At 50.5% G+C, this 24,336-nt stretch carries 21 protein-coding genes; 4 read left to right on the forward strand and 17 right to left on the reverse strand.

Translation table 11 applies throughout. The annotated features are described in order from the left end of the window. Nucleotides 1-99: 99 nt before the first annotated feature. From ACX1CU_RS12415 to ACX1CU_RS12425, 3 genes are all read right to left on the reverse strand, one after another. Nucleotides 100-1,539 carry an FGGY-family carbohydrate kinase gene (locus ACX1CU_RS12415; RefSeq protein ID WP_459398626.1) on the reverse strand — a complete coding sequence of 480 codons (1,440 nt, stop codon included), beginning with the start codon at nt 1,537-1,539 and terminating at the stop codon, nt 100-102. A 142-nt stretch (nt 1,540-1,681) separates the two neighbouring features. After that, nucleotides 1,682-3,154 (reverse strand): FAD-binding oxidoreductase, encoded by a 1,473-nt coding sequence (locus ACX1CU_RS12420; protein ID WP_459398627.1) that lies wholly within the window; start codon nt 3,152-3,154, stop codon nt 1,682-1,684. A 21-nt stretch (nt 3,155-3,175) separates the two neighbouring features. Further along, nucleotides 3,176-3,964: an SDR family oxidoreductase gene (locus ACX1CU_RS12425; RefSeq protein ID WP_459402800.1), complete on the reverse strand. Its 789-nt coding sequence runs from the start codon at nt 3,962-3,964 to the stop codon at nt 3,176-3,178. 369 nt (nt 3,965-4,333) lie between these two features. Between ACX1CU_RS12425 and ACX1CU_RS12430 the strand changes: the two genes are divergently transcribed. Continuing rightward, the gene (locus tag ACX1CU_RS12430) at nt 4,334-5,038 is read left to right on the forward strand and encodes a MurR/RpiR family transcriptional regulator (protein ID WP_459398628.1); all 705 of its coding nucleotides are present in this window, start codon (nt 4,334-4,336) and stop codon (nt 5,036-5,038) included. Between the two features lie 52 nt (nt 5,039-5,090). Here the strand turns inward: ACX1CU_RS12430 and ppsA are convergent, their stop codons facing one another. Further along, complete coding sequence (gene ppsA / locus ACX1CU_RS12435) at nt 5,091-7,469, reverse strand: phosphoenolpyruvate synthase (protein WP_459398629.1); 2,379 nt, start codon at nt 7,467-7,469, stop codon at nt 5,091-5,093. Between the two features lie 480 nt (nt 7,470-7,949). Between ppsA and ppsR the strand changes: the two genes are divergently transcribed. From ppsR to ACX1CU_RS12450, 3 genes are all read left to right on the forward strand, one after another. Next, entirely contained in the window at nt 7,950-8,771 is an 822-nt protein-coding gene (ppsR, locus tag ACX1CU_RS12440) for a posphoenolpyruvate synthetase regulatory kinase/phosphorylase PpsR (protein ID WP_459398630.1), read from the forward strand. 179 nt (nt 8,772-8,950) lie between these two features. Beyond that, nucleotides 8,951-9,997 (forward strand): 3-deoxy-7-phosphoheptulonate synthase, encoded by a 1,047-nt coding sequence (locus ACX1CU_RS12445; RefSeq protein ID WP_459398631.1) that lies wholly within the window; start codon nt 8,951-8,953, stop codon nt 9,995-9,997. A gap of 56 nt (nt 9,998-10,053) precedes the next feature. After that, nucleotides 10,054-10,542 (forward strand): glutathione peroxidase, encoded by a 489-nt coding sequence (locus tag ACX1CU_RS12450; protein ID WP_459398632.1) that lies wholly within the window; start codon nt 10,054-10,056, stop codon nt 10,540-10,542. On the opposite strand, the gene ACX1CU_RS12455 is transcribed toward ACX1CU_RS12450, so the two are convergent. The 13 genes from ACX1CU_RS12455 to ACX1CU_RS12515 form a co-directional block, all read right to left on the reverse strand. After that, nucleotides 10,539-11,981 (reverse strand): protein adenylyltransferase SelO, encoded by a 1,443-nt coding sequence (locus tag ACX1CU_RS12455; protein ID WP_459398633.1) that lies wholly within the window; start codon nt 11,979-11,981, stop codon nt 10,539-10,541. The genes ACX1CU_RS12450 and ACX1CU_RS12455 overlap by 4 nt on opposite strands. Nucleotides 11,982-12,233: 252 nt before the next feature. After that, nucleotides 12,234-12,971, reverse strand: a complete 738-nt coding sequence (locus ACX1CU_RS12460) for an EAL domain-containing protein (RefSeq protein ID WP_459398634.1) — start codon at nt 12,969-12,971, stop codon at nt 12,234-12,236. A 557-nt stretch (nt 12,972-13,528) separates the two neighbouring features. Continuing rightward, nucleotides 13,529-14,542: a lipoate--protein ligase A gene (locus tag ACX1CU_RS12465; protein ID WP_459398635.1), complete on the reverse strand. Its 1,014-nt coding sequence runs from the start codon at nt 14,540-14,542 to the stop codon at nt 13,529-13,531. A gap of 58 nt (nt 14,543-14,600) precedes the next feature. Next, a complete protein-coding gene (locus tag ACX1CU_RS12470) occupies nt 14,601-15,059 on the reverse strand; it encodes an NlpC/P60 family protein (protein WP_459398636.1) in 459 nt (152 codons plus the stop codon). Between the two features lie 132 nt (nt 15,060-15,191). Continuing rightward, complete coding sequence (gene arnF, locus ACX1CU_RS12475; protein ID WP_459398637.1) at nt 15,192-15,584, reverse strand: 4-amino-4-deoxy-L-arabinose-phosphoundecaprenol flippase subunit ArnF; 393 nt, start codon at nt 15,582-15,584, stop codon at nt 15,192-15,194. Next, complete coding sequence (gene arnE / locus ACX1CU_RS12480; protein ID WP_459398638.1) at nt 15,581-15,925, reverse strand: 4-amino-4-deoxy-L-arabinose-phosphoundecaprenol flippase subunit ArnE; 345 nt, start codon at nt 15,923-15,925, stop codon at nt 15,581-15,583. The genes arnF and arnE overlap by 4 nt, the downstream gene beginning before the upstream one ends. Continuing rightward, nucleotides 15,922-17,586: a lipid IV(A) 4-amino-4-deoxy-L-arabinosyltransferase gene (arnT, locus tag ACX1CU_RS12485; RefSeq protein ID WP_459398639.1), complete on the reverse strand. Its 1,665-nt coding sequence runs from the start codon at nt 17,584-17,586 to the stop codon at nt 15,922-15,924. The genes arnE and arnT overlap by 4 nt, the downstream gene beginning before the upstream one ends. Further along, complete coding sequence (gene arnD / locus ACX1CU_RS12490) at nt 17,583-18,494, reverse strand: 4-deoxy-4-formamido-L-arabinose-phosphoundecaprenol deformylase (RefSeq protein WP_459398640.1); 912 nt, start codon at nt 18,492-18,494, stop codon at nt 17,583-17,585. The genes arnT and arnD overlap by 4 nt, the downstream gene beginning before the upstream one ends. Then, on the reverse strand, nt 18,491-20,473 hold the full coding sequence (gene arnA / locus ACX1CU_RS12495) for a bifunctional UDP-4-amino-4-deoxy-L-arabinose formyltransferase/UDP-glucuronic acid oxidase ArnA (protein WP_459398641.1): 1,983 nt from the start codon (nt 20,471-20,473) through the stop codon (nt 18,491-18,493). Before arnA ends, arnD begins: the two co-directional genes overlap by 4 nt. Further along, the gene (gene arnC, locus ACX1CU_RS12500) at nt 20,470-21,453 is read right to left on the reverse strand and encodes an undecaprenyl-phosphate 4-deoxy-4-formamido-L-arabinose transferase (RefSeq protein ID WP_459398642.1); all 984 of its coding nucleotides are present in this window, start codon (nt 21,451-21,453) and stop codon (nt 20,470-20,472) included. The genes arnA and arnC overlap by 4 nt, the downstream gene beginning before the upstream one ends. Continuing rightward, nucleotides 21,440-22,594 carry a UDP-4-amino-4-deoxy-L-arabinose aminotransferase gene (gene arnB, locus ACX1CU_RS12505; protein WP_459398643.1) on the reverse strand — a complete coding sequence of 385 codons (1,155 nt, stop codon included), beginning with the start codon at nt 22,592-22,594 and terminating at the stop codon, nt 21,440-21,442. The genes arnC and arnB overlap by 14 nt, the downstream gene beginning before the upstream one ends. Nucleotides 22,595-22,970: 376 nt before the next feature. Then, nucleotides 22,971-23,726 (reverse strand): vitamin B12 ABC transporter ATP-binding protein BtuD, encoded by a 756-nt coding sequence (btuD, locus tag ACX1CU_RS12510; RefSeq protein WP_459398644.1) that lies wholly within the window; start codon nt 23,724-23,726, stop codon nt 22,971-22,973. Between the two features lie 19 nt (nt 23,727-23,745). Then, the gene (locus ACX1CU_RS12515; protein ID WP_459398645.1) at nt 23,746-24,297 is read right to left on the reverse strand and encodes a glutathione peroxidase; all 552 of its coding nucleotides are present in this window, start codon (nt 24,295-24,297) and stop codon (nt 23,746-23,748) included. Between the last annotated feature and the right edge of the window lie 39 nt (nt 24,298-24,336).

Below are 24,336 nucleotides of genomic sequence, written 5' to 3' on the forward strand. Positions count from 1 at the left end.
GATATTGTTCACCCTCTTTTACCCAAGCAGCAAGATGCCCTAAGCCAGATATTTACTTAACATCTATGCGTAGCACCTTGGAATGGAGTAGAGAGATTTTTATATTGATGGTTTATTAAGAAAACCATAGGCCTCTGACAGGAGTGGATCGGTATAGTTGCGTACTTTCATATAGACATTTTTATTAATCTCATCATAGTAAATATGGTTATTCTGATTAGGAATGTACTTCTTCTTAACCTGCGCCATATCTCTTTTCGCCTGGTTGAAATCCTCCACCACGCCTAATCCGACGGCGGTACACATGGCAGCACCCAGGCAGGCTGAACTATTGGCCTTCAGGGTATAGGTCTCTTTACCAAACAGATCGCAGATAATCTGCACTAATACATCGCTTTTTGCCCCGCCGCCAATAATACGAATGCTGCTTATCGTGGATGCCGTTTCCTGTAACATCGCATCAATATTATTTTTTATCGTGTAGGCAATAGCTTCCAGAATAGAACGATAAATATGATATTTAGTGTGCCGTTGATCAAAGCCAAGCATGATCCCTTTACGGAATTGATGGCTTGGAGGGCTCAGCCAGTCAAGAATAGTGATCAACCCTTCCGAGCCTGGTGCGATGGATTCTGCAATACGATTTAACACATCCTCTTCGCTGATATTTTCCATTTCAGCGATCTTACTGATATCTTCACCGGCTAAATTTTTAAACCAACTCACCGTCCACATGCCGCGCCGGATCCCGGTAGATTCATAGACATATTTGAAAGGTTCACACGCCAGCGTCGGGAAAAAGCTCTCAGCATTAGAGTAATAATCATGACGATAAAGCATGGCTGAAATGAATGTCCCTAACGAGATCATGATTTCATCGGTCGCAGTGATACCTGCCCCCAGCACTTCGACGGCCTTGTCATTGCCGGTGGCAAATACTTGAATGTTGGCATTCAGGCCAAAACGCTCGCAGAGTTCTGCACGGAGCGGGCCGTAACTTTCACCGGGTTTAATCAGTTCAAACAGCTGGCTGCGCGTTAACCCCTGACGCTGGATCTCGGCATCATCGGCCCACTGCAGGGTTTGCCAATCCATTGGCCAATAAACTTCCTGGTTGGAACAGCTGTCCTTGAACGCGCCGGTCAGACGGAGCCCAATGTAACCAGAGGTGGTAGTGACATATTTCACCGCGTCATTCTGATGAACATAGGGTTGCGACATACGCATGTCCATCCAGCTGATGACCGGCTCAACTAACTCACCGTTTTCATCCAGTAACACCCGGCAACAACGGATAGTACACAGCCCCATTCCCAGGATCTGCTGCCGATCGCCAGTAAATTTATTCAGGCAATCTTCTATGGCGCGCACCAGGCTTTCCCAGAGATCTTCTCCGGGATGGTAAACAACCCCAGGTGCCGGTGTTTCTGTACTCTGTAATAGATCGCTGCCATAGCAAATTTCATTACCCTGTTGATCAAAAATACCCACCTTGGTACTTTGCGAACCACTATCAATGCCCATAAATAGTTTTTGCATTATTCACTTCCATTATTCTTGGTAGCTATAAGGTGGAAAGGTATTTATATATCCTGAGTTGCAGCCTTATTGACTGCAACTCGAAGCACCTTGGATATTCGCAGACCTTCCCCGTTACCCTTGGAAGATTTATCCGTGAAGATTACTCAAAGAAATGCTCAGTACCCGGCTGCGGATAAATACAGCCAAAGTTCATGATACCTTTCGGATCATAGACCTGTTTCAGCCCTTGCAGAATATAATAGGCACTACCATGTTCCTGCTCGGTCCATTGGTTACGATATTTCCCAATACCGTGATGGTGACACATGGAACCACCCAGTTTCAGCGTCTCTTCCACAATAATACGCTGGATAGGATGGTGATAAATACGCATCTCATCCTTTGGTTCACAGTGAATATTATAGTTATACACAAAGTACATATTGGTACCGTTAATATAACTGTGCGATGAGTGCCCCCCCAGCATGGTGAGATCTTCACTGCGTTCAAATTCACTACGAATACGCTGGATCACGCGATCGTAAATTTTCGGGATCATTTCCCAGCTTGCTGAGATCTCAGTGGTGAAACCATCATGCCGATTATGATTCACCATCTCGCTCACCTCTTGCTCGATGCGTGCCTGTGACCAGTTGAGATGATTGAACCAGTCTTCGATCAGTTGGCCTTTAACCGGTTTCAGGATCCCCGCCGCATGTTCTTTGATGATGTCGTTGATGCCATCAATGGTGGCATTCACAATGCCGGAAGGCCCTTCCACCATAAAGATCAGGACACATTTGCCTTCGTGGAAGGCCGAGAAATGCTGCGCCGCGTCCTCTTCTGAATACACTCGCGCCACCGAAGGGCGATAGCCTGCCGCCATAACGTCACGCAGGATCTTGATACCCGAGGCAACATCTTTGATTAAGTGGCCGATAAACCGATTGTTCTCCGGGTAGAACTTGAACAGTTTCACCGTCACTTCGGTGATAAAACACAGGGTGCCTTCGTTACCAATCACCACATGGCGGATATCTGGGCCACCGGCACGGCGGGCAACGCTCTTGATACGTGAAATATGCCCATCAGGGAAGACACACTCCAGGCCAAGCACCATATCCTCAATCCCGCCGTACAGGGTAGAGAACTGGCCGATGCTGCGGGTTGCCACTAACCCACCATACTGCGCCACCGGTTTAGACTGTGGTGAGTGGCCGGTGGTCAGGCCCTGCTTACGCACTTCATCTTCCAGCGTTTGCAGGCAAACGCCGGCTTGCACCGTGGCTTCCATATTATAACTGTCGATCTTGATGATTTTATTCAAGCGCGCCGAGTCAATCACCAACGTATTTTCTTTCCAGTTTTCCAGGCCACCCTCGGTCGCCGTCTTGCCACTTCTTGGAATAACGTTAATGGCATTTTCATTACAGAATTTAAGGATCTCAGCCACTTCCTCGGCACTTTCTGGCAGCACAATTGCCGTAGGGATAGGAACATTAAGCTGCTCTTTGGCCTTGGCATATTTTTTATATCTGTCGGCGGCTGCATCATAGAGCTTGGCATGATCGGTCACGATCTGATCCGCTTTCAGCAGGCTACGCAATTGCCCTAATGTGTCATGCTTGTTCATAATTACCCTTATCATCATTGATTAACGCACTAAAAAACCACCATCAACCGCTATCACTGAGCCGTTAACATAATTGGATGCATCTGAGGCCAAAAAGACTGCCGTCCCCATCAGATCGGCAATATTTCCCCAGCGATTAGCCGCAATATGAGAAAGCACCCGTTGATTAGCGTCAGGATCTGAACGTGTTTTTTCAGTTAATGGCGTTGCATAATATCCAGGGGCGATAGCGGTGACCTGAATATTGAATTGTGCTAATTCGTCGCAATAGGCTTTTGTCAGCCCAACAATGCCATGTTTACTTGCTGAATAAGCCGGTGACCACTGCCCACCTAAATAAGAGAACATAGAGGCGATATTGATAATCTTCCCACTTTGTTGTGGGATCATGTACTTGGCCACTTCGTGCGACATTTCAAAGGCGGCGCTCAGATTGAGAGCGATCATTTTATCCCACTGTACGCGGGTAAATTTAAGAACATCCGGTTCGTTAATGCACATCCCGGCATTGTTAACCAGTATATCGATTCGGCCAAAACGCGCGGCTACCTGATCTATGGCCTGTTGTGGTTCCCCTTCACGGGTAATGTCCGCAAGAATAAACTGATAACCCACCCCACACTCTTCTACCAAATGCCGGGTTTCCCCTTCGTCGTCCGCAATGGCGATAACAGCAACATTGGCGCCAGCTTTAGCAAACGCCAGGCTGTATGCCTGCCCCAGCCCGCTGTTGCCTCCTGTGACGATCGCTGTCCTGCCCTTTAGGGAGAACAGGTTCAAACTGAAGTCTGTGATTTTTTCCAACATGATCGTTTCCTGATGGTTTTTAACATTTCACTTTCATTAGCCCTGACGCTGGGTAACATTTATACCAATAATTTTCCATAAAACCATGCTTAAGATCCTTTTTATGGAAAATTATCATCATTAAGTTTAATTTATCTTGATTTTTATAATAAATTGAAATAAAAAATCATTATAAAGGTGTTTTTATTTGTTTTTATGCTGATAATTTAGTTTTATATGGAATTTAAAACTTTATAGTGATGGCCTGATAGGCTGTAAATGGGGAGTGGCGTTGCCAAAGTGGTTATCTCTTCAGCAATCGGGGTACTCATTGGACTGATTTTCTCGTAACATTGAGCAGAGATGATCGGGGCTTAACATCGGAAATAAATCATGATAAAGATTGATTACAACGGTTTGAACGTGTTGGAAAAAAAGCTATTAGACAGCACTAAGGAATGCATTCAGCATAACTCAACGGTTTCTATTACTGAGCTCAGCGCACAGTTTGATGTTTCAACGTCAAAAATCTCCAAGTTTGTAAGGAAATTGGGGTTTGAGTCCTTCAAACAATATAAAAAATTTATTATCAGCGAACATAATGAAGCCCCCCCGGCAAAACCATCAAGCGAGCTACAGCGCATATCAGACTATATTGCTAACTTTGACGATAACCTTGCTCATGATTTTTGGTTAAAGATCAAAGATTGCAATAAGCTGATTATCTATGGGCTAGGCCCTTCTTACATTTGCGCTGATTACTTTGCCTATCGTCTCCGGATTTTTTCTGATGTATTTACGCTAGCAACCAATGAAGTGACTACCGTCAGAAACTCTGACAGCAAAGACACTAAACTCTTGGTGCTATCGACTACCGGGCAATTTAAATCTTTTGATGATGAATTATCCGATTTGAATTACAAAGAGATAATCTTTTTATTTGAAGAGTTCCGCTACTTCCCAAAACTGCAGCAAAACACGCTTTTTTATCTCACTAATAGCGGTGGCAACAGTAAACTTAAGCCCTATGAGAAATCACGGACGTTATTTTTTATTTTTCTGGAAGAAGTGATACAAAAATTCATGCCTAATACTTAGTCTGGCGAAATAGCGTAGTGGGGCACCTACTCGGTGCCCCTAGAAAGGTAAATTACTTTTTCTTCGACAGATTCACCCAGGTTTGCACCACGGTATCCGGGTTAAGCGACAAACTGTCGATCCCCTGATCCATCAGCCACTCGGCAAAATCGGCATGATCTGAAGGCCCTTGACCACAAATCCCCACGTACTTGCCGTGACGCTTGGCGGCTTGAATCGCCATGGTCAGCAGCATTTTTACCGCTTCGTTGCGTTCGTCAAACAGTTCGGAAACCACGCCAGAGTCGCGATCCAGCCCCAGAGTTAACTGCGTCATATCGTTGGAACCGATAGAGAAACCGTCGAAATGCTCAAGGAACTGATCGGCCAGCAAGGCGTTAGAAGGGATCTCGCACATCATGATCACTTTCAGCCCATTCTCTCCACGCTTGAGCCCCTGACGCGCCAACTCCGCCACCACCGCTTCCGCCTGCGCCACGGTGCGGACAAACGGCACCATAACCTCGACGTTGGTCAGCCCCATGTCATTGCGCACCCGCTTCATCGCCTCGCATTCCATGGCAAAGCAGTCACGGAAGCTGTCAGCAACGTAACGACCGGCACCACGGAACCCCAGCATTGGGTTTTCTTCGTGCGGCTCATACTTCTCGCCGCCCACCAGGTTGGCGTATTCGTTGGATTTGAAGTCAGAAAGACGCACGATAACGCGCTTCGGCCAGAACGCCGCACCCAAGGTGGCGATCCCTTCGGTCAAACGGCCCACATAGAACTCGACCGGATCATCATAACCCTGCATCAACGCACGGATTTCGGCTTGCAGTTCTGGCGTTTGCTGGTCGAACTCCAGCAGCGCACGCGGGTGCACGCCAATCATGCGGTTAATAATGAATTCCAAGCGTGCCAAACCCACCCCATCGTTCGGCAAGCGGGCAAAGTCGAAGGCACGATCCGGGTTACCCACGTTCATCATGATCTTCAGCGGGAGTTCTGGCAGTTCGGTGACCGCTGAACTCTGCACGCTGAAGTCCAGCATATCGCTGTAAACAAAGCCGGTATCGCCTTCGGCACAGGACACGGTGACTTTCTGCCCATCTTTCAGCAAATCGGTGGCATGCCCACAGCCAACCACCGCCGGGATCCCCAATTCACGGGCAATAATCGCCGCATGACAGGTTCGCCCACCACGGTTGGTGACAATCGCCGCGGCTTTTTTCATGATCGGTTCCCAGTCTGGGTCGGTCATGTCAGTCACCAGCACATCGCCAGGCTGAATGCGGTCCATTTCACTGATATCGTAAATCACTTTCACCGGGCCAGCCCCGATGCGCTGACCAATAGCCCGTCCTTCCACCAGCACGGTGCTGTTGCCGTTTAACTGGTAGCGCTCCATCACTTTTTCATTGGAACGCACGGTTTCCGGGCGCGCCTGTACGATCAGCAATTTGCCGGTGTGACCATCTTTTGCCCATTCGATATCCATCGGGCGGCCGTAATGTTTTTCGATCAACAAAGCCTGATGCGCCAAGGCCTGCACTTCATCATCAGTTAAGGAGAAACGATTGCACTGCGCTTCTGGCACATCTTCGATCCGAACCTGTTTACCATGATCCTGCGAAGGTGCGTACACCATGCGGATTTTCTTCGAGCCCAGGTTGCGGCGCACGATGGCCGGTTTGCCTTTCAGCAGCGTCGGTTTGTGCACATAGAATTCGTCCGGGTTGACCGCGCCCTGCACCACCATTTCACCCAGACCAAACGCCGAAGTAATAAATACCACCTGATCGAAACCGGATTCAGTATCGATGGTGAACATCACCCCAGACGAGGCCAGATCGGAACGCACCATGCGCTGCACGCCCGCAGACAGCGCCACGCCGCGGTGATCGTACCCTTGATGCACCCGGTAGGAGATCGCACGATCGTTAAACAGTGAAGCAAACACATGCTTGATTGCCACCATCACGGCATCGATGCCTTGCACGTTGAGGAAGGTTTCCTGCTGGCCAGCAAAAGACGCATCTGGCATATCTTCGGCGGTGGCGGAAGAACGCACGGCAAACGAGGCTGCGCTTTCACCGTCTGCCAATTGCTGGTACGCCAGGGTAATTTCACGCTCAAATTCTGGGTGGAAAGGCGTATCGATCACCCATTGGCGAATTTGTGCACCGGCTTTGGCCAGTTGAACAACGTCGTCAACGTCGGTTTGATCCAATAACTGATAGATGCGTTGGTTAACACCACTTTGCTCAAGAAAATCGTTAAATGCCTGTGCGGTGGTGGCAAAGCCGTTTGGCACGGCAACACCCAAATCGGAAAGATTGGTGATCATTTCACCGAGGGAGGCATTTTTGCCGCCGACACGGTCAACGTCGTGCATGCCAAGCTGGTTATACCAAAGTACATTACGCAAGTCTGGGCCATTGTTGGACATCGAGACAATCCTTTTTGCTATCAGTAGGGTCTAAGCGGATTTTATTCGGTAAGCAGAGCCAAGCCAGACTAGCACAATGATCCATAGAAATTGGAAAGGTGAATCGATCAACCCGATGAAGAAAATGGATTTTAAGATAAACACTGAAATAATATAATTTAAATGGGGATCGTTCCCTTTGGCACTAAATAAATATAATTCAACAAGTTAAATATTATTATTTCCAGATTGAACGCCAATTTTACTCGGCAAAGAATTTGTAGAAAATAGCATCACTGAACCGAGAAAACGCACTAATAATTTATAATCATTGTTTTATAAAAAATAAAATTACGTTTTATTAAGTTAATTTTTGACCTATTTTAAGTTTGCCTGGTTAAAATATGGCTTTATTGTTCGCAATTGATCATGATATTCACTCATTCACGAACCGTGATATTTTTCACCCCAGGATCACTATTTTCAGTAAAGGAGTTGTGGATGGACAGAAGCGTTTTTTATATTTCAGACGGTACGGCCATCACCGCCGAAGTGCTGGGGCATGCGGTTCTGTCACAGTTCCCCATCAAGGCGACGACCTATACCCTGCCATTCGTAGAAACCGAAGCACGGGCCCGTGGCGTGTGCCAACAAATTAATGATATTTATCATCAGACCGGGGTTCGCCCGCTGGTGTTCTATTCGATTATCTCACCAGAAGTCCGCCAGGTGATCACCCAGAGCGAAGGTTTCTGCCAGGACATCGTGCAAGCACTGGTTGGGCCGCTACAGGGTGAACTGGGGGTAGAACCCACGCCCATCGCCAATCGCACCCACGGCCTGACCGAAAGCAATCTCGGCAAATATGACGCCCGTATCGCCGCCATTGATTACACTTTGGCGCATGATGACGGTATTTCGCTGCGTAATCTCGACCAGGCACAGGTGATCCTGCTTGGCGTTTCGCGCTGTGGTAAAACCCCCACCAGTTTGTATCTGGCCATGCAGTTCGGTATTCGCGCGGCCAATTACCCGTTTATCGCCGACGATATGGACAATTTACAGCTGCCAGCCGCACTAAAACCCTTTCAGCATAAGCTGTTTGGTCTGACGATTGACCCTGAACGCTTGGCCGCCATCCGCGAAGAGCGGCGGGAAAACAGCCGGTATGCTTCAATGCGCCAGTGCCGGATGGAATTGGCAGAAGTAGAAGCCTTGTTCCGCAAGAATCAAATCCGCTACCTCAATACCACCAACTATTCGGTGGAAGAAATCTCGACCAAAATCCTCGATATTCTCGGCATGAGCCGCCGTATGTTCTGAGGGTAAAGCAGCAGGAAACTGGCCTGCTGCCGCCCACTTTTTACCCTGTCAGGTTTTTTTGCTGAATTTGCTCAACAGAACCGGGGTTCTACGGTTGAATTCAGCGATTTTTGCGTTATTGTGATCATCATCACTTCCCGGTATTCCTGCCGTAGCGAAGAACAGTTTTAGAGAAAATCATGCACAAAACAGATGAACTGCGAACCGCGCGCATCGATCACCTCGTTACGCCTCAAGCACTAGCGGAAAAGTTGCCGATCTCAGACGCCATTGCCAATAACGTGACAGCGTCACGCAAACGTATTGAAAACATCCTGGTGGGTGAAGACCGCCGCTTGCTGGTGGTCATTGGCCCCTGCTCCATTCACGATCTGGATGCCGCTATCGATTATGCTGGCCGCTTGAACGTTTTGCGGGAACGCTATCAGGATCGCCTGGAAATCGTGATGCGCACCTATTTTGAAAAACCGCGCACCGTGGTTGGCTGGAAGGGGTTGATCTCCGATCCCGATCTGGACGGCAGTTTTCAGGTCAATCGTGGGATTGAAATGGCCCGTAAGCTGTTGCTTGCCGTTAACCAGCTCGGCCTGCCTACCGCCACCGAGTTTCTGGATATGGTGATCGGCCAGTATATTGCCGATCTGATCAGTTGGGGGGCGATTGGCGCACGCACCACAGAAAGCCAAGTGCACCGCGAAATGGCCTCGGCGCTCTCCTGCCCGGTGGGCTTCAAGAACGGCACCGACGGTAATACCCGCATTGCCATCGATGCCATCCGTGCGGCCCGTGCCAGCCATATGTTCCTGTCGCCCGACAAGCACGGCCAGATGACTATTTACCAGACCAGCGGTAACCCATTCGGCCATATCATCATGCGTGGGGGCAAAACGCCGAATTATCACGCCAGTGATGTGGTTGCCGCCTGCGACAGCCTGCGCGAGTTCGACCTGCCGGAGCATTTGGTGATCGACTTCAGCCACGGTAATTGCCAGAAAATGCACCGCCGCCAGTTGGAAGTGGCAGAGAACGTCTGCCAGCAGATCCGTGCCGGTTCAGTGGCGATCGCCGGCGTGATGGCAGAAAGTTTCCTGGCGGAAGGGACACAGAAAATCGTTCACGGCCACCCGTTGACCTATGGCCAGTCGATTACCGATCCATGCCTGAGCTGGTCCGACAGTGAACAGTTACTGGCAATGTTGGCAGATGCGGTGGATACTCGTTTCTGATCGCCTTGAGTGGGGTGTGCATCACACCCCACCAGCAGAAATGCGGAGCCTCTTGTATGAACAACCCTTTGTTATCCATCCCCTGCGTTACCTTGCAGGGCGAGTTCAAAACGCTGGCAGACTTCCCCGCACGGGTTTATCTGGTGGTCAACACCGCCAGCCAATGTGGTTTTACCCCACAGTATCAAGGGTTGGAAAATCTCTGGCAGCGCTACCGCGAACGTGGCCTGATGGTGCTCGGGTTTCCCTGCAATCAGTTTGGCAAACAAGAGCCGGGTAACGCACTGGAAATAGCCGAATTTTGTAACCTGAATTACGGCGTTAGCTTCCCGCTATTCAGCAAGATCGACGTTAACGGTGCAGATGCCCACCCGCTGTTCAACGAGCTGAAACGTCGTGCACCCGGCCTGCTGGGCAGCCAACGCATCACGTGGAACTTCACCAAGTTTCTCTTCACTTCGGACGGTGCTCGAATTACGCGTTTTGCCCCGTTCACCAAGCCAGAACGCTTGCCCGAGCACATAGAAAAACTGCTTGAGCCTTAGCTCGAGCAGGAAATCTCCAGATGCTTACCCCAGTCTGGCGGCAACGCCGCGAGATCCTCATATTGCGGATCATCGGCAAACGGCTTCAGCAATGCCTGATGCAGACGTGCTAGTTTGCTGACATCATTTTGCTCCGCCGCCTCGATCGCCTGCTGGGCCAGATAATTGCGTAAAATCAACTGTGGATTGGCCGCCTTCATGGCTTGCTGACGCTCGGCATCGCTCACTTGCTCTTGCTGCAAGCGCAGGCGATATTGCTGATACCAATGATCAAACGCTGCGCGATCGATAAACTCGTCACGCAGCGGAGATTGCGCCTGTTGCTGTTCAACCGTGCTCAATAGGCGGAACGTGCGGGTATAATCACGTCCTTCCTGCGCCATCAGGCGCAGCAGGCCAGTCAGCAGATCGTTATCCTGCGTCGACGGCGTGAAGAAACCCAGCTTGGCCCGCATCTGCTCACCATAAGCCTGCATTAACGCGGGTTCATAGGCCGCCAGCGCAGCCTGTAACTGCTCGGCGCTCATCAGGCCGGAAAGCGTGTGCGCCAACCGGTGCAGGTTCCACAGCCCGACGGCGGGTTGATTATCGAAAGCATAACGGCCCTGATGATCCGAGTGGTTACAGATATAATCCGGCTTGTAATCATCGAGGAAGCCATAAGGCCCGAAATCCAGGGTAAGCCCGAGGATTGACATGTTATCGGTATTCATCACCCCGTGCGTAAAGCCGACGGTCTGCCAATGGGCAATCAAGCGCGCGGTACGTTCTACCACCTCGGTAAACCACAGCGAGTAACGCTCTTTTTCTTCGACCCATTGCGGCCAGTGATGGGCAATCACGAAATCTGCCAGTTGCTTCACCTGGTCTGGCTGCTTGCGGTAATAGAAATGCTCAAAGTGACCAAAGCGTATATGGCTTTCCGCTACGCGCAGCAGCATCGCTCCCCGCTCTGGCTGTTCGCGAAATACCGGGTGCTCGCTGGTTACAATGGTCAGTGCTCGCGTAGTGGGTATGCCAAGGTGATAAAGGGCTTCTGAAGCCAGAAACTCACGGATCACCGAACGCAGCACCGCCCGGCCATCACCCATGCGCGAATACGGCGTCAAACCCGCCCCTTTCAGGTGCCAGTCCATGCTGCGGCCGTCCGCCAACTTCTGTTCACCCAGTAAAATTCCACGGCCATCGCCCAATTGCCCGGCCCAAGAACCAAACTGATGGCCACTATAAACCTGCGCCAGCGGCTGCATGCCCGGCAACAGCGTTTCCCCCCCCCAAACGGGCGTTTTTTCCGGTGTAAACCAGCTATCATCTAAACCCAACTCACGGGCCAAAGGCTGGCTGTGGTACAGCAAACGGGTCCCTTTCAGTGGCGTAGGGTGTAACTCGGTGTAAAAACCGGGCAACTGCTGATAATAGGTATTTTCAAACTGTGGCATAGGCCCTCCATTACCTTCAGTGTAGAGCCTGGGCGCGCTGATTAATACGGAGGAATTACAGGGATAACGCCCTGCCTGTTTACCAGGCAGAGACGAATGGCACTACCGGCGACGGCGGGAGATTTTTAATGTTTTACTGCGTTGACCAAAAAAATGCTTTGCGAACGAAAAAATCGCGATAAATAACAATACCGGGATCACGAAAACAATCATTCCGTCCATTGTTAACCTCATTATGCGTGTTGGAAATAATCAGCTATTGTTGTCGAATGCTGCATAAGTCCTTCGCAGAGTTCGTAGATTATCCACACTAATGACAGGCCATAAAAATCCCTGCAGCCCTAAAACACCAGCGTTTCTAAGTTTATTGAAGTACTCTTTTTTTTCTATTCCGCAAACGATAGCCCCCCTACAGAGCAAATTGATATTTTTCAATAGTGAGTCAATAACCACGTCATAACCCGGATGGGTAAATAGTTGCCAGTAAAAGCGTTTATCTATTTTTACGCAGTCAAATAATCCATCGTACAGTGCCGTGAGCGTCGTTTTACCCGAGCCAAAGTCATCCAGCCACAGGGTAAAATATTCACTCAATAACCTGACTGTTTCATTGTTTTTTCCCGCAGAAAGATTGGGGAAACTCTCGCCGATCTCAAAAACAATAAACGGCAATTGCTGAATACGCTGGCGCAGCACAAGGTTGCTAATAAGCAAATCAGCAATAGTTTCTTCAATATTAATGGTTAATAATACGTCATTCTCAACAAACCATGATGCCTGCTGTTCAACCAGCAGCAACTGTTCGTTAAATAATTCAATCCGTTGTTCAGGGGATAATAAATTAACCCCAATCTCCATCGGCATTGCCAGATCGCCATCCAGGCTATTGAAACGACTGAGGATCTCCACCGCCAGCAATCTTCCTTCCATTGAGTACACCGGTTGGAAGACAGAATAACTAATAAAGTCAGCTTCAAATTTAACTTTCATTTTAATGCCAAAGGATTAACGGCGATTATTTAATGCTATATCAATATATTCTATCGCTCAACCCCACCTAAGATTAATCGTAAAATTTAATGTAATTACCAATGCGTTATCAATAAATCAATAGCTTAAAGCTATGTTAAAACCATAAGTAGTTTAATTATAAATTAATTTATCTTAAGGCTAAAACAACTCGAGAACGCGTGTTTTTTGTTCTACTTGAACTTGTAACGTGCAATCCAGTTGAGCATTTGATTTATTACCGCTGATTTTTATAGAAAAATCCTAAAAAATGTGAAACTAAGAGAATACTATCCGGAGCGTTATCAATACTGAATCCCGCAAAAGCATTAATTTTGTTTATTAATTAATAACTTCTGTTACACCGTGTATCAGAGCCTCTACGTCATGACTGTCTTGATTTTTGTTATATCTCTACTATCGGTGAATTTACCCTCAAACAGGACAATAAAAAAGCAACGGTTAACTGTCTGCCAGCGTTGATAGCATAAAAAAGGGACAGGTTTCCCCGTCCCATACTCTTCATCTGCCTGATAACGCTATTTGATCGTTTCCATCAACCAATCACGTAACGCGGAAAGTTCGTCTGCTTGCTGCGGGAACTGCAATTGCAGACGCTCGCAACAGGCGGCCAGCGCCTCACTGCGGTAAGGGCACCCCACCAACATAGTGGCCAAGGTCTGCATGGGGGCCGGATTAAGGCTGTCGGTAAAGATCTGCGCCCGTACAATCGTGCCCTTTTCGACATCAAAGAAAATATCTACGCCTCCCCAGTTAAAGCGCTCATTCAGAAGATGGCTGAACGCAGGCGCTTTACCGAAATTCCATTCCCAACTGCTCTGCTTAGCAAATTGTTGTTCAAAATCTGGCAGATTGGGGAAAACATCCGGTGAGATCACTTCCGCTGGTGCACTGTCACCATAGTGGGCAAAAAATGCCTGGATGATAGCGTCACAAACCTGCTGATGATGAATCCCTGGCAAGAACTCCGCCAGATTGGCGACGCGAGAGCGAACCGAAGTGATCCCCTTCGCCTGTAGCTTTTTAGGATCGGGGTTGAGGTAATCAGCCAAGCGATTGAGATCGGCGTTTAGCAGCAGAGTGCCATGATGGAAGCCCCGATCTTGCGTCTCGCGATAGGCAGAACCGGATATTTTGCGGATCCCATCGGCTGTCTCAACCACCAGATCGTTGCGCCCAGAAGCCACTGCGTTAATCCCCAACTGCGCCAGCGCTTGCAGAATAATGCCGGTTGAAACGGTTTTATCATAACCTGGCTTTCCTGCCATAAAGGTAAAACAGGTATTACCGAGATCGTGAAACACCGCGCCACCACCGCTGCTGCGCCGTGCCAAGCGAATACCGTCTTGCTCCATACGCCGGGTATTACACTCTTTCCACGGGTTCTGTGATTGACCAATGACCACGGTTTCAGCATTACGCCACAGGAACAGGATGTTCTGCGTCGTCATTTCGCGGAAGATACACTCTTCAACCGCCAGGTTGAACCAAGGATCGTAAGAGTCGGAAATTAATAAACGTAAGGAATTCATGGCATTCACCGATAGCAATGTGATGCTGCCATGATACACCAGCACAACCGGTTACACGCTAGATTCGGCGCGCTTGCCAGTAGACTTTTCGCCAGTACACATTGTTCAGCGAGGAACGCGTCACACCGCGGCTGGTGGAGGCGTGGATAAATTCGTCGTTGGTATCATAGATGCCGACATGCAGGCCATTCTCACCGCTGCCGGTTTTGAAAAACACCAGATCGCCCGGTAACAGTTCGTCACGCGATACTTTGGTGCCGATGCTGGTCTGTTGCTCCGTAGAGCGTGGCAATTGCATATCGAAACGATCGCGGAAAGTGCGGTAGACAAAGCCAGAACAGTCAACACCGGCTTGATCTAAACCACCATAGCGATACGGCGTACCGTACCATTGGCGTAATTGCTCATTCAGTTGCGCGACAACGACGATGGAATCGGACAAACGACCATTTGGCGGTGGCGCATGGCTGCTACAACCGGCAAGGATCAAACTGACTAATAAAAACCACACACGCATCGCATCGTTCCCTTCACTGAATCATGCTACCCGCACATTGCCACAGAGTAAGTTAAGTAAGGATAGCGCTGATTTATCTCTCAATACAGGAAAAAGGCAAGCATTGTGAAGGAGATATCGAGGATTTGTCCGCTATTGGGGAGATTTAACCTTCGCTTTGCTGTTAATCAGCCAAACGCCAAACAGAATCGACAGGGTTCCCAGCGTTTTCAGCAAAGTCGCCGATTCGTTGAACCAAGGCAGGATCACCGCCGCCAGATAGACCAACGCATAGCTGATGCTCAATAACGGGTAGGCGCGATTCAGTGGCAGGTAACGCAATGCAAAGAACCAGCACAGCATCGACAAGGCATAGCCGAAGATGCCACCACTGACCGCCAATAACGCCAGCCAGTGATGACGTAATAACGCCAGCGTGATATCTGCAAATGACAACAGCGGGATCTGCGCCATGCCCCATTTCATCAGCAATTGTGCCAACGTTACCAGCAGGACACTGGCGGCCCCCCACGCATAGCCTTTCATGGATTAAGACTCATCAGCAGTATTCCCAGCATGATTGAAAGCACGCCGCACCAGTGGCGCAGCGTGGTGGGTTCATTAAACAGCCAACGTGCTGCCAGCGTGACCAGCACAAAGTTGAGGCTGAGCATCGGGTAGGCTACGCTGAGCGGCAAGCGTTGCAGCACATTGAGCCAGATGAGCATGCCCAGCCCCAGGAAGATTACCGCCAGCGCCAACCAACGCAGAGTGATGCTCAAGCGTCGATCAGCAGCCTGCTCCCAGGTTTGGGCAGCCTGTTTCTGACATAGCTGCCCTGCACAGGTAAACAGGCTGACCAGAATCACCAACCCATAGGCCATCATGGCTGCTGCTTGTACCACAGCAGTGCGAAGCGGTGCATTTCGGTAACGCTATCTGGCGTTGGGAGATCCTGCGGTACATGTTCATCACGGGAAAGGTGTAACACCAGCGACACATCGCCCTGCTTGCGCGCCTGCTCGAGCCACTGCGGGAAATCTTCATCGCGGATATAGTGGCTGCGTGAGTCTTCATAATTCAGGCCGTAGGAAACTTCACCCCGCTGGCTAAACATCAGTATATCGCTGCGCTTCAGTTCCCAGGCCAACCCTGCTGCCACACCTACGTTGTCGGCGAGAACATACTGGCTCTGGCTCAGAACTGGCATATTGACCCGTACAAAGTTCTGCGGCTGTTTGGAATCGACAACCTGCTGCGGAATGGCATAGCCAATCAGCAAGCAGAGCAGCAACGGACAGGCCGCGGCCCAAGCCCAACGCTGTGCATTATTGCGCGCAGAGATCACGGCAAACAGCAGCCAGCCAGCGAAAGCAACGAAGCCAAGAATAATCTTCGGCCACTCATCTGAAGTGAACAGACGTACGTTAGGCAACAAACCTAACCCCATCAGCGACAGTGCCGCGATACCAATCAGGCCAAACAGGCCGTTTAGTACGGCATTAGCTTTGAATACCCGGGTGCGCAATTGCGCCACGCAATCTTCCGCATAGGCCGCCATCAGCAAGGCCAACGGTGCCATACACGGCAGAATGTAGGTCGCCAACTTGCCCTTAGCGATGCTGAAAAAGATTAACGGCATCACTACCCAACTTAACAGAAAGAATAACTCAGGGCGCTGAACGCGCTCACGCCAACCTTTGACCAGTGAACCAGGCAATAGCGCCAGCCATGGCAACACGGCGGCAATCAGGATCGGAATGTAATACCAGATCGGTGCTTTATGTTGGGCATTCTCTTCGGCAAAGCGCTGAATGTGCTCCACCCAGAAGAAATAGTTCCAGTAATCCGGTTCACGTTGGGCCACCGCCAGTGCCCACGGCAGGCTGAGCAACACCGCCACCACCACCGCAACCGGCCCGTAGATCAGCAGTTCTTTGATTTTGCGCTGCTGGATCACAATCGGAATCACCGCAATCACCGGCACCGCCAAGGCCAGGAATCCTTTGGTCATAAAGCCCATGCCACAGGCCAAGCCGAGCAGCACATAGCCCCCCAGTTTGCCCTTGGTGGTGGTGGCTTTTAGCGTCAGGTAATAGCTGACCATCGCCGCTGTTAACCACAGCGAGATCATCGGATCGAGCACGCTATATGTTCCAACGCTGAACACCAGGAACATCGACAGGAAAATCAACACCGCCAAACAGGCACGATGCGCGTTTTTCCACATCAGCCAGGCCAGTGCAAACACCAGCAGTGCCGCCAGACCGGTACTGAATACCGAAGCGAAGCGCACGGCAAAATTGTTATCACCAAATATCCACTGGCTAACGTTGTTAAACCAGTAACCTGCTACCGGTTTTTCAAAATAGCGCAGGCCAAGCAGATTGGGGACCACCCAATCGCCCTTGGCCAGCATTTCACGGCTGATCTCGGCATAGCGGGTTTCGTCGGGTTGCCATAACAGGCGTCCGTTGAGCGGAATCAGATAGACTAGGGCAAAAAAAATGGCCAATACAATGGCCCAGGTTCCTTTCAGCGCTTTCATGAAACGTCTTTTTCCTCTACTTCGGTTTGACAGCCTAACCAGCCTTCACGGCCAGGAAAGGGTGCTCGCATGATGCGGCCCAGCGGCAACGATGCCGGATCCTGCGGCAACAAGGCACTCAGCGGGCAAAACTCAATGCCCTGCTGCTGCGCACGCTGCAACAGATCTTCAAACATGGCGGCCTGAGACATCCCCTCCACCTCGGTGTGAATGGTGTACACCGGCACGCCCCGATCGTTTTCGATCGCACGCAGAATGTAGTCATTGAAGTCGGCAATGCTGACTTCGCTGCCAATCACTTCATCAAAGGTGGGGAGTGTGACGGGAATTTGCACCGTTCCAGCCTGACCATTGTTTAATAGCGGACGAAACGGGTGTGTGCCACGGCAATCGCTGTTGTACTGAAAATCAAAGCCCTGCTTCACCTCGACAACGCGTTGATCGGCACGCCAGCCAGCAACGGCTGAGAACTTGACCGGTTGCCCCGTGCTCGCAGTCAGTGCGTCAACGCCCAACTGCACTTGCCGCGTCAACTCCTGTTCTGACCAACGCGCCACTCGAGCCTGCCAGCCCTGATGATCCCAGGCATGCAGCCCCACTTCATGACCCGCCTCGGCGGTACGTTTCATCAACGGCCCTAACGCCCGGGAGATGTTACGCCCCGGCCAGGCAGTGCCCGCCAGCAAGATATCCCAGCCGTATAGCGAAGCCGCATTTGAGCGCAGCATTTTCATCAGGAATTGAGGACGAAGGAGGCGCCACAAGTGGCGCCCCATATTGTCCGGCCCAACGCTGAAGAAGAAACTGGCCTGAATACCGTACTTATCGAACAGGTCCAGCAAACACGGCACCCCTTCACGGGTGCCGCTGAAGGTATCTACATCAACTCGCAGGCCGACCTTCTTCATGCACCATTACCTTCCTCTACCGTGGTACGCAGGAAGTAATCCAGCGTATCGGCAACGGTCTGTTGCATGGCGATAGTTGGCTGCCAATCCAGCAAACGGCGCGCATTTTTGATGCTTGGGGTACGGTGTTCAACGTCCTGATAGCCCTTACCGTAGTAGCTGCTGCTTTCCACATCTTTGAAACCGGCAAACGGTGGGAAATTGCCACGCAGCGGATGGTTGTTGAAGCTCTCCAGCAACATTTCCGCCAGTTCACGAATGCTCGCTTCGTTGGTCGGGTTACCGATGTTGACGATCTGACCGTCACACTGCCCGTTACGGTTTTCAATAATGCGATACAGCGCTTCGATGCCGTCATTGATATCGGTAAAGCAGCGCTTCTGCGCACCACCGTCAACCAGTTTGATCGGCGAACCTTCAACTAGGTTGAGGATCAACTGGGTGATAGCACGGGAAGAACCAATGCGTGCCGCATCCAGGTTATCCAGGCGTGGCCCCATCCAGTTAAACGGACGGAACAGCGTGAACTTAAGGCCTTCTTTCGCGCCATAAGCCCAGATTACACGGTCCAACAGCTGCTTGGAGACAGAATAAATCCAACGCTGCTTGCTGATTGGCCCCACGATCAGGCGTGAACTGTCTTCATCAAACTCTTTATCGTCACACATACCGTAAACTTCTGACGTGGACGGGAAGATGATGCGTTTGTTGTATTTCACACAGTCGCGGACGATTTTCAGGTTTTCTTCGAAATCCAGTTCGAACACTTTCAGTGGATTACGGGTGTATTCGATCGGTGTAGCGATCGCCACCAGCGGCAGGACCACGTCACATTTCTTGATGTGGTATTCGATCCACTCGGAATGAATGCTGATATCCCCTTCCACAAAGTGGAAGCGTGGGTTATCCAGGAACCGGCTGATCGCATCAGAACCAATATCCAGGCCATAGATGTCATAGCGATCTTCACGCAGCAAGCGCTCAGTCAGGTGGTTACCGATAAAGCCGTTGACCCCGAGGATTAACACACGAGTTCTGCGCTTCATGGCCGCACTCGGTTTCGGAGTCAGGCGCACATCGGTAACAATGCCCATCTCCAGCGCCAGGCGCGAACCCTGCACGTATAAACCGGATTCACTTTGACCCGCCACGATCTCCAGCGCACCATCACCACAGGCGATGGTCAGCGGTGAAGTGCTCAACACGGTACCCGGTTGTTTGTCATGCTGGGTGTCCAGCACGCGTGAGCGCCACACGGTCAGTTTGCGCTGGCCGAGATAGCTGAAAGCACCGGGGTAAGGTTCTGTTACAGCGCGCACCAGATTGTCGATCTCGCGGGCAGACTTATGCCACTGAATCTCGCCATCGGCTGCTGTGCGGCGGCCAAAATAGCTAGCATCCGCCTCATTTTGCGGAGTCAACGTCGCAGTGCCGTTCTTCAGCTTTGGCAGTTGCTGTTTCAGCAAACCCTGCGCAGCTTCCAACACTTTCTTATGCAACGTCAGCGCGGTATCGCTCGCCGTGATCGCCACTTTTTGCTGGCCGACGATGTCGCCTGCATCTGGACGCTTGACCATTTTGTGCAACGTAACGCCGGTTTCTGTTTCACCATTCAGCAGCGCCCAGTTAACCGGCGCACGCCCGCGATAACGTGGCAACAGTGAACCATGCAGGTTAAAACCGCCCTTCGGTGCCAGCGCCAGTACTTCTTCGCTCAGCATGTTGCGGTAATAGAAAGAGAAAATAATATCAGGCTGCAATTCGCGGATACGCTCAACCCACAGCGGGTGGTTCACGTCTTCCGGTGCATAAACCGGTAAATCCAGCTCAGCCCCTTGGCGGGCAACAGAAGAGAAGAAGTTGTTTTCACCAGGATCGTCGGTATGGGTAAACACCGCCTTCACGTCATAACCCGCTTCAGTCAGCGCTTGCAAGCCAGCACAGCCGATATCATGGTAAGCAAATACAATAGCTTTCATCGTTCTTCTTCCTGAGTATTTTGGGTCTGCTTATCGCCGACCACTTTCTGAACAAAATAACGAGGGCGGGCGCGGACATCATTGTAAATCCGGCCGATGTACTCCCCCAACAACCCCATACCGACAAACTGTGCGCCAATGAAGGTAAAAAGCACCGCAAACAGGGTGAATACCCCACCTGCCGCCCATTCAGGCCCCAAAATCAGACGCAGGGCGATCAACAACACCGCCAGGACAAACCCGGACAACGCAATCACGCTGCCAACAACGCTGAGCAAGCGCAGTGGCGTGGTCGTCAGGCAAGTGATCAGGTCATACATCAGGTTGATCAGCTTCATCAGGCTGTATTTGGAATCACCGAACTCACGTTCGGCGTGGCGCACCTCAATTTCAGTGGTGCGACGGGCGAAAGTATTTGCCAGAATAGGGATAAAAGTACTGCGCTCGTGGCAGTGCAACATCGCTTCGATGATATGACGACGATAAGCACGCAACATGCAGCCGTAATCGCCCATCGACTTACCGGTCGCGCGCTGGATCATCATATTGATCATGCGCGAAGCCGACTTGCGGAACCAGGAATCCTGACGGTTGGCCCTTACGGTACCTACCACGTCATACCCCTCCTCCGCCACGCTGACCAACCGGGGAATTTCTTCTGGCGGGTTTTGCAGATCGGCATCCAGAGTGATCACCAGATCGCCACTGACCTGATTGAAGCCAGCCATGATGGCAGAGTGCTGACCATAGTTACGATTCAGCAATACCGCAATAATGCAGCTGCCTGGTTGTTCAGCGGCGGCCGTCAGCATCTCGGCGGAATTATCGCTGCTACCATCATCAACCAGAATAATTTCATACGGTTGGGTTAATTGCTTACAGGCGGCAGTGGTACGTTCCAGCAATGCAGGTAAACTTTCCTGCTCGTTGAATACCGGGATAACCACCGAAACTTTACTAATCGGTTCAGCGCGAGACACGAGATGACTCCACAACAGAAGATAAGGCATTGACCACGCGATCGACATCGGCTTCGGTCATGTCAGGAAATAGCGGTAAGGTGCATAAACGCGCCGAATTCCATTCGGTATTAGGCAACGAAAGCTGCGGATAACGCTCACGATAGAATTTTTGCGTATGGGCGGCACGGAAATGCAGGCCAGTGCCCACTCCCACCTCTTTTAACCGCTCCATCAATTGATCACGCCCAATGCCGCAGCGCTCTTCATCAACACGGACCATAAACAGGTGCCATGCGTGATCGTGCGGATAATCCGGCAGCCCCAACGGCTGGAATGGAGAGTCTTTCAGCGCATTAAGGTAACGCTCGGCCAACACTTTGCGCCGCGCATTCAGTTCAGGCAAACGTGCCAGTTGCACCACGGCAATCGCGGCATGAATATCAGAAAGGTTATACTTGTAGCCTGGTTCAACCACTTCAGCCTGTGGCTTGCGCCCTTGCAGCTGACGATCGAAGGCATCAACCCCCAGACCGTGGAATTTCAGGCAACGCACGCGATCGGCCAGTGCATCATCATCGGTAGCAATCAGGCCACCTTCTGCGCAGGTCAGGTTTTTGATCGCGTGGAAAGAGAAGATCGCAGTACCGCGTGCACCGACCCACTCGCCATTAAAACGAGTTCCCACCGCATGAGCGGCATCTTCAATCAGAGGGATATCGTGGCGCTCGGCCACATCGCGCAGCGCATCCATCGGTAATGGCGCGCCTGCATAGTGAACAGGAATAATCGCTTTGGTACGTGCTGTGATTGCTGCTTCCACATCGGCGGCGCTGACCATCAAGGTATCGCGGTCGACATCGATCATCACCGGCGTTGCGCCAAGCAATTCGATCATATTTAACGTGGAAACCCAGGTCTGCGAAGGCGTAATCACCTCATCACCTGGCCCAATACCCAGTGCCATTAAGGTGACATGCATGCCTGCGGTCGCAGAAGAGACGACAACAGCATGTTTACATCCGAAGGTTTTACAAAACTCACTTTCCAACTGCTGATTCTGTGGCCCGGTGGTGATCCAGCCGGAACGCAGTACCTTTTCTACCGCCGCAATTTCTTCATCACCAATAGCCGGGCGTGAAAAAGGCAGGAATTGATCCATAGTTAGACCTCAAACGTCTCAGATTTCTTTAAGCCACTGTAAAACTGTTTCATTTAACCAATGTTAAACGCCAGAGAGAATGATTTCCGGTGGGTAAACTGCCAATGTACGTCGGTAAGCTTAACTAAACCTTAAGTTGTAAATTACTGTCAGGAAGTTTCCCGAAGGACATCGCCACTAAAAGAACAAAAATACTCAGCTTAATCAAAGCTTTACTTTATTATAGTTTTCTATTGACCACGTCTAGCGTAGCACGTCATTGACGTTTTTCAACGAAAGAATCTGTTTTGGGGAGAAGAATCAGATAAAAGATTGATGATTTGCAAGCTACCTATCAAAAACCCAACTGCTTAAAATAACAGCAAAAAAAAACCCACTATGCCGTTTTTGTCATAATCCAACGCTGGTCGCCCAACGCCTGTAAGTGAAAATCAACATCATAAATACGTGATAACACTTCTGGCTCCATCACTTTATGCGTACTCCCTTGCGCCACCAGTCGCCCAGCATGTAATAGCCAGACACTATCGGCCTGCTGCAGAGTATGGTTCAGATCGTGTGCACAAATCAGCGCGGTGCGACCGCTGTGGCAAAACTCCCGCAGCAGACGATCCAGCGCCACTTTCTGCGCAACATCCAGGCTATTGGTGGGCTCATCAAGCAGCAATAGCTGACCATGCGGATTGACGGTGGGCCACACCTGCAATAAAACGGCAGCCAGACGCACCCGCTGCCATTCACCGCCAGATAACTGAGTCAACATACGTGATAATTTATCCGCCAGCTTCAAACACCCAGATAAATAAAGGATGGCGTTTTCCAGCTCACGTTCATCCGAATTTGCAGGTTGATGCAAAGCGAGGTATTGGAATACCGGCATCAGAGCAACAGGTGGCTGCTGCTGGCAGAGATAAGCGCGGCGCATCGCCAATTCATGACCTGGGTAATCATCCATTGCCCTGCCCGACAGCAGGACTTCACCTTGCCCAGGCAGGATCCCTGCCAACCTTGCCAGCAGCGTACTTTTCCCTGCACCATTAGGGCCGATCAGGTGAACCTGCAACCCAGCACTGATCTGCCCTGAACAAGGGGCAAAACGACCTTCTACTCCCACCTGGCTGAGTTGCAGCATGTTCTAATAGCCTCTTTACTTACTTCGCCAGCGCCAGCTTGACCGCTTGTATCACCACCGGATCCTCCGGCGTCATATCGGGCGAGAAACGCTGGATCACTGTGCCATCACGGCCAATCAAGAATTTCTCAAAGTTCCACAGGATATCGCCCGTTTGTTTTGGTGCGCGCCCTTTACTGCTCATACGATCAAAAAACTCACTGCCTTCAGGAGTGACAGCCTGTGGCTGTGCTGCAATCAATGCCTGATAAAGCGGATGACGATTCGCACCATTCACTTCGATTTTGGCAAACATCGGGAATTTGACGCCAAAAGTACCGCGACAGAAGGCCAGGATCTCTTCATTGGTACCGGGTTCCTGCCCCAGAAACTCATTAGACGGGAAACCCAACACCGCAAAGCCTTGCTCATGGTGGGCTTCATAGAGTTTTTCCAGACCTTCATACTGCTTAGTCAGGCCACATTCCGAAGCAACGTTAACCACCAGCAGCACTTTCCCTTGATACTCATCCAAAGTAGTCGACTGGTTTTCAATGGTTTGCAGCGGAACGGCATAAATTGGCTTACTCATTAGATTTCATCCTATTGTTTTATTTGCAGGTGAAGCAGA

This window comes from Serratia sp. D1N4, assembly GCF_054552755.1.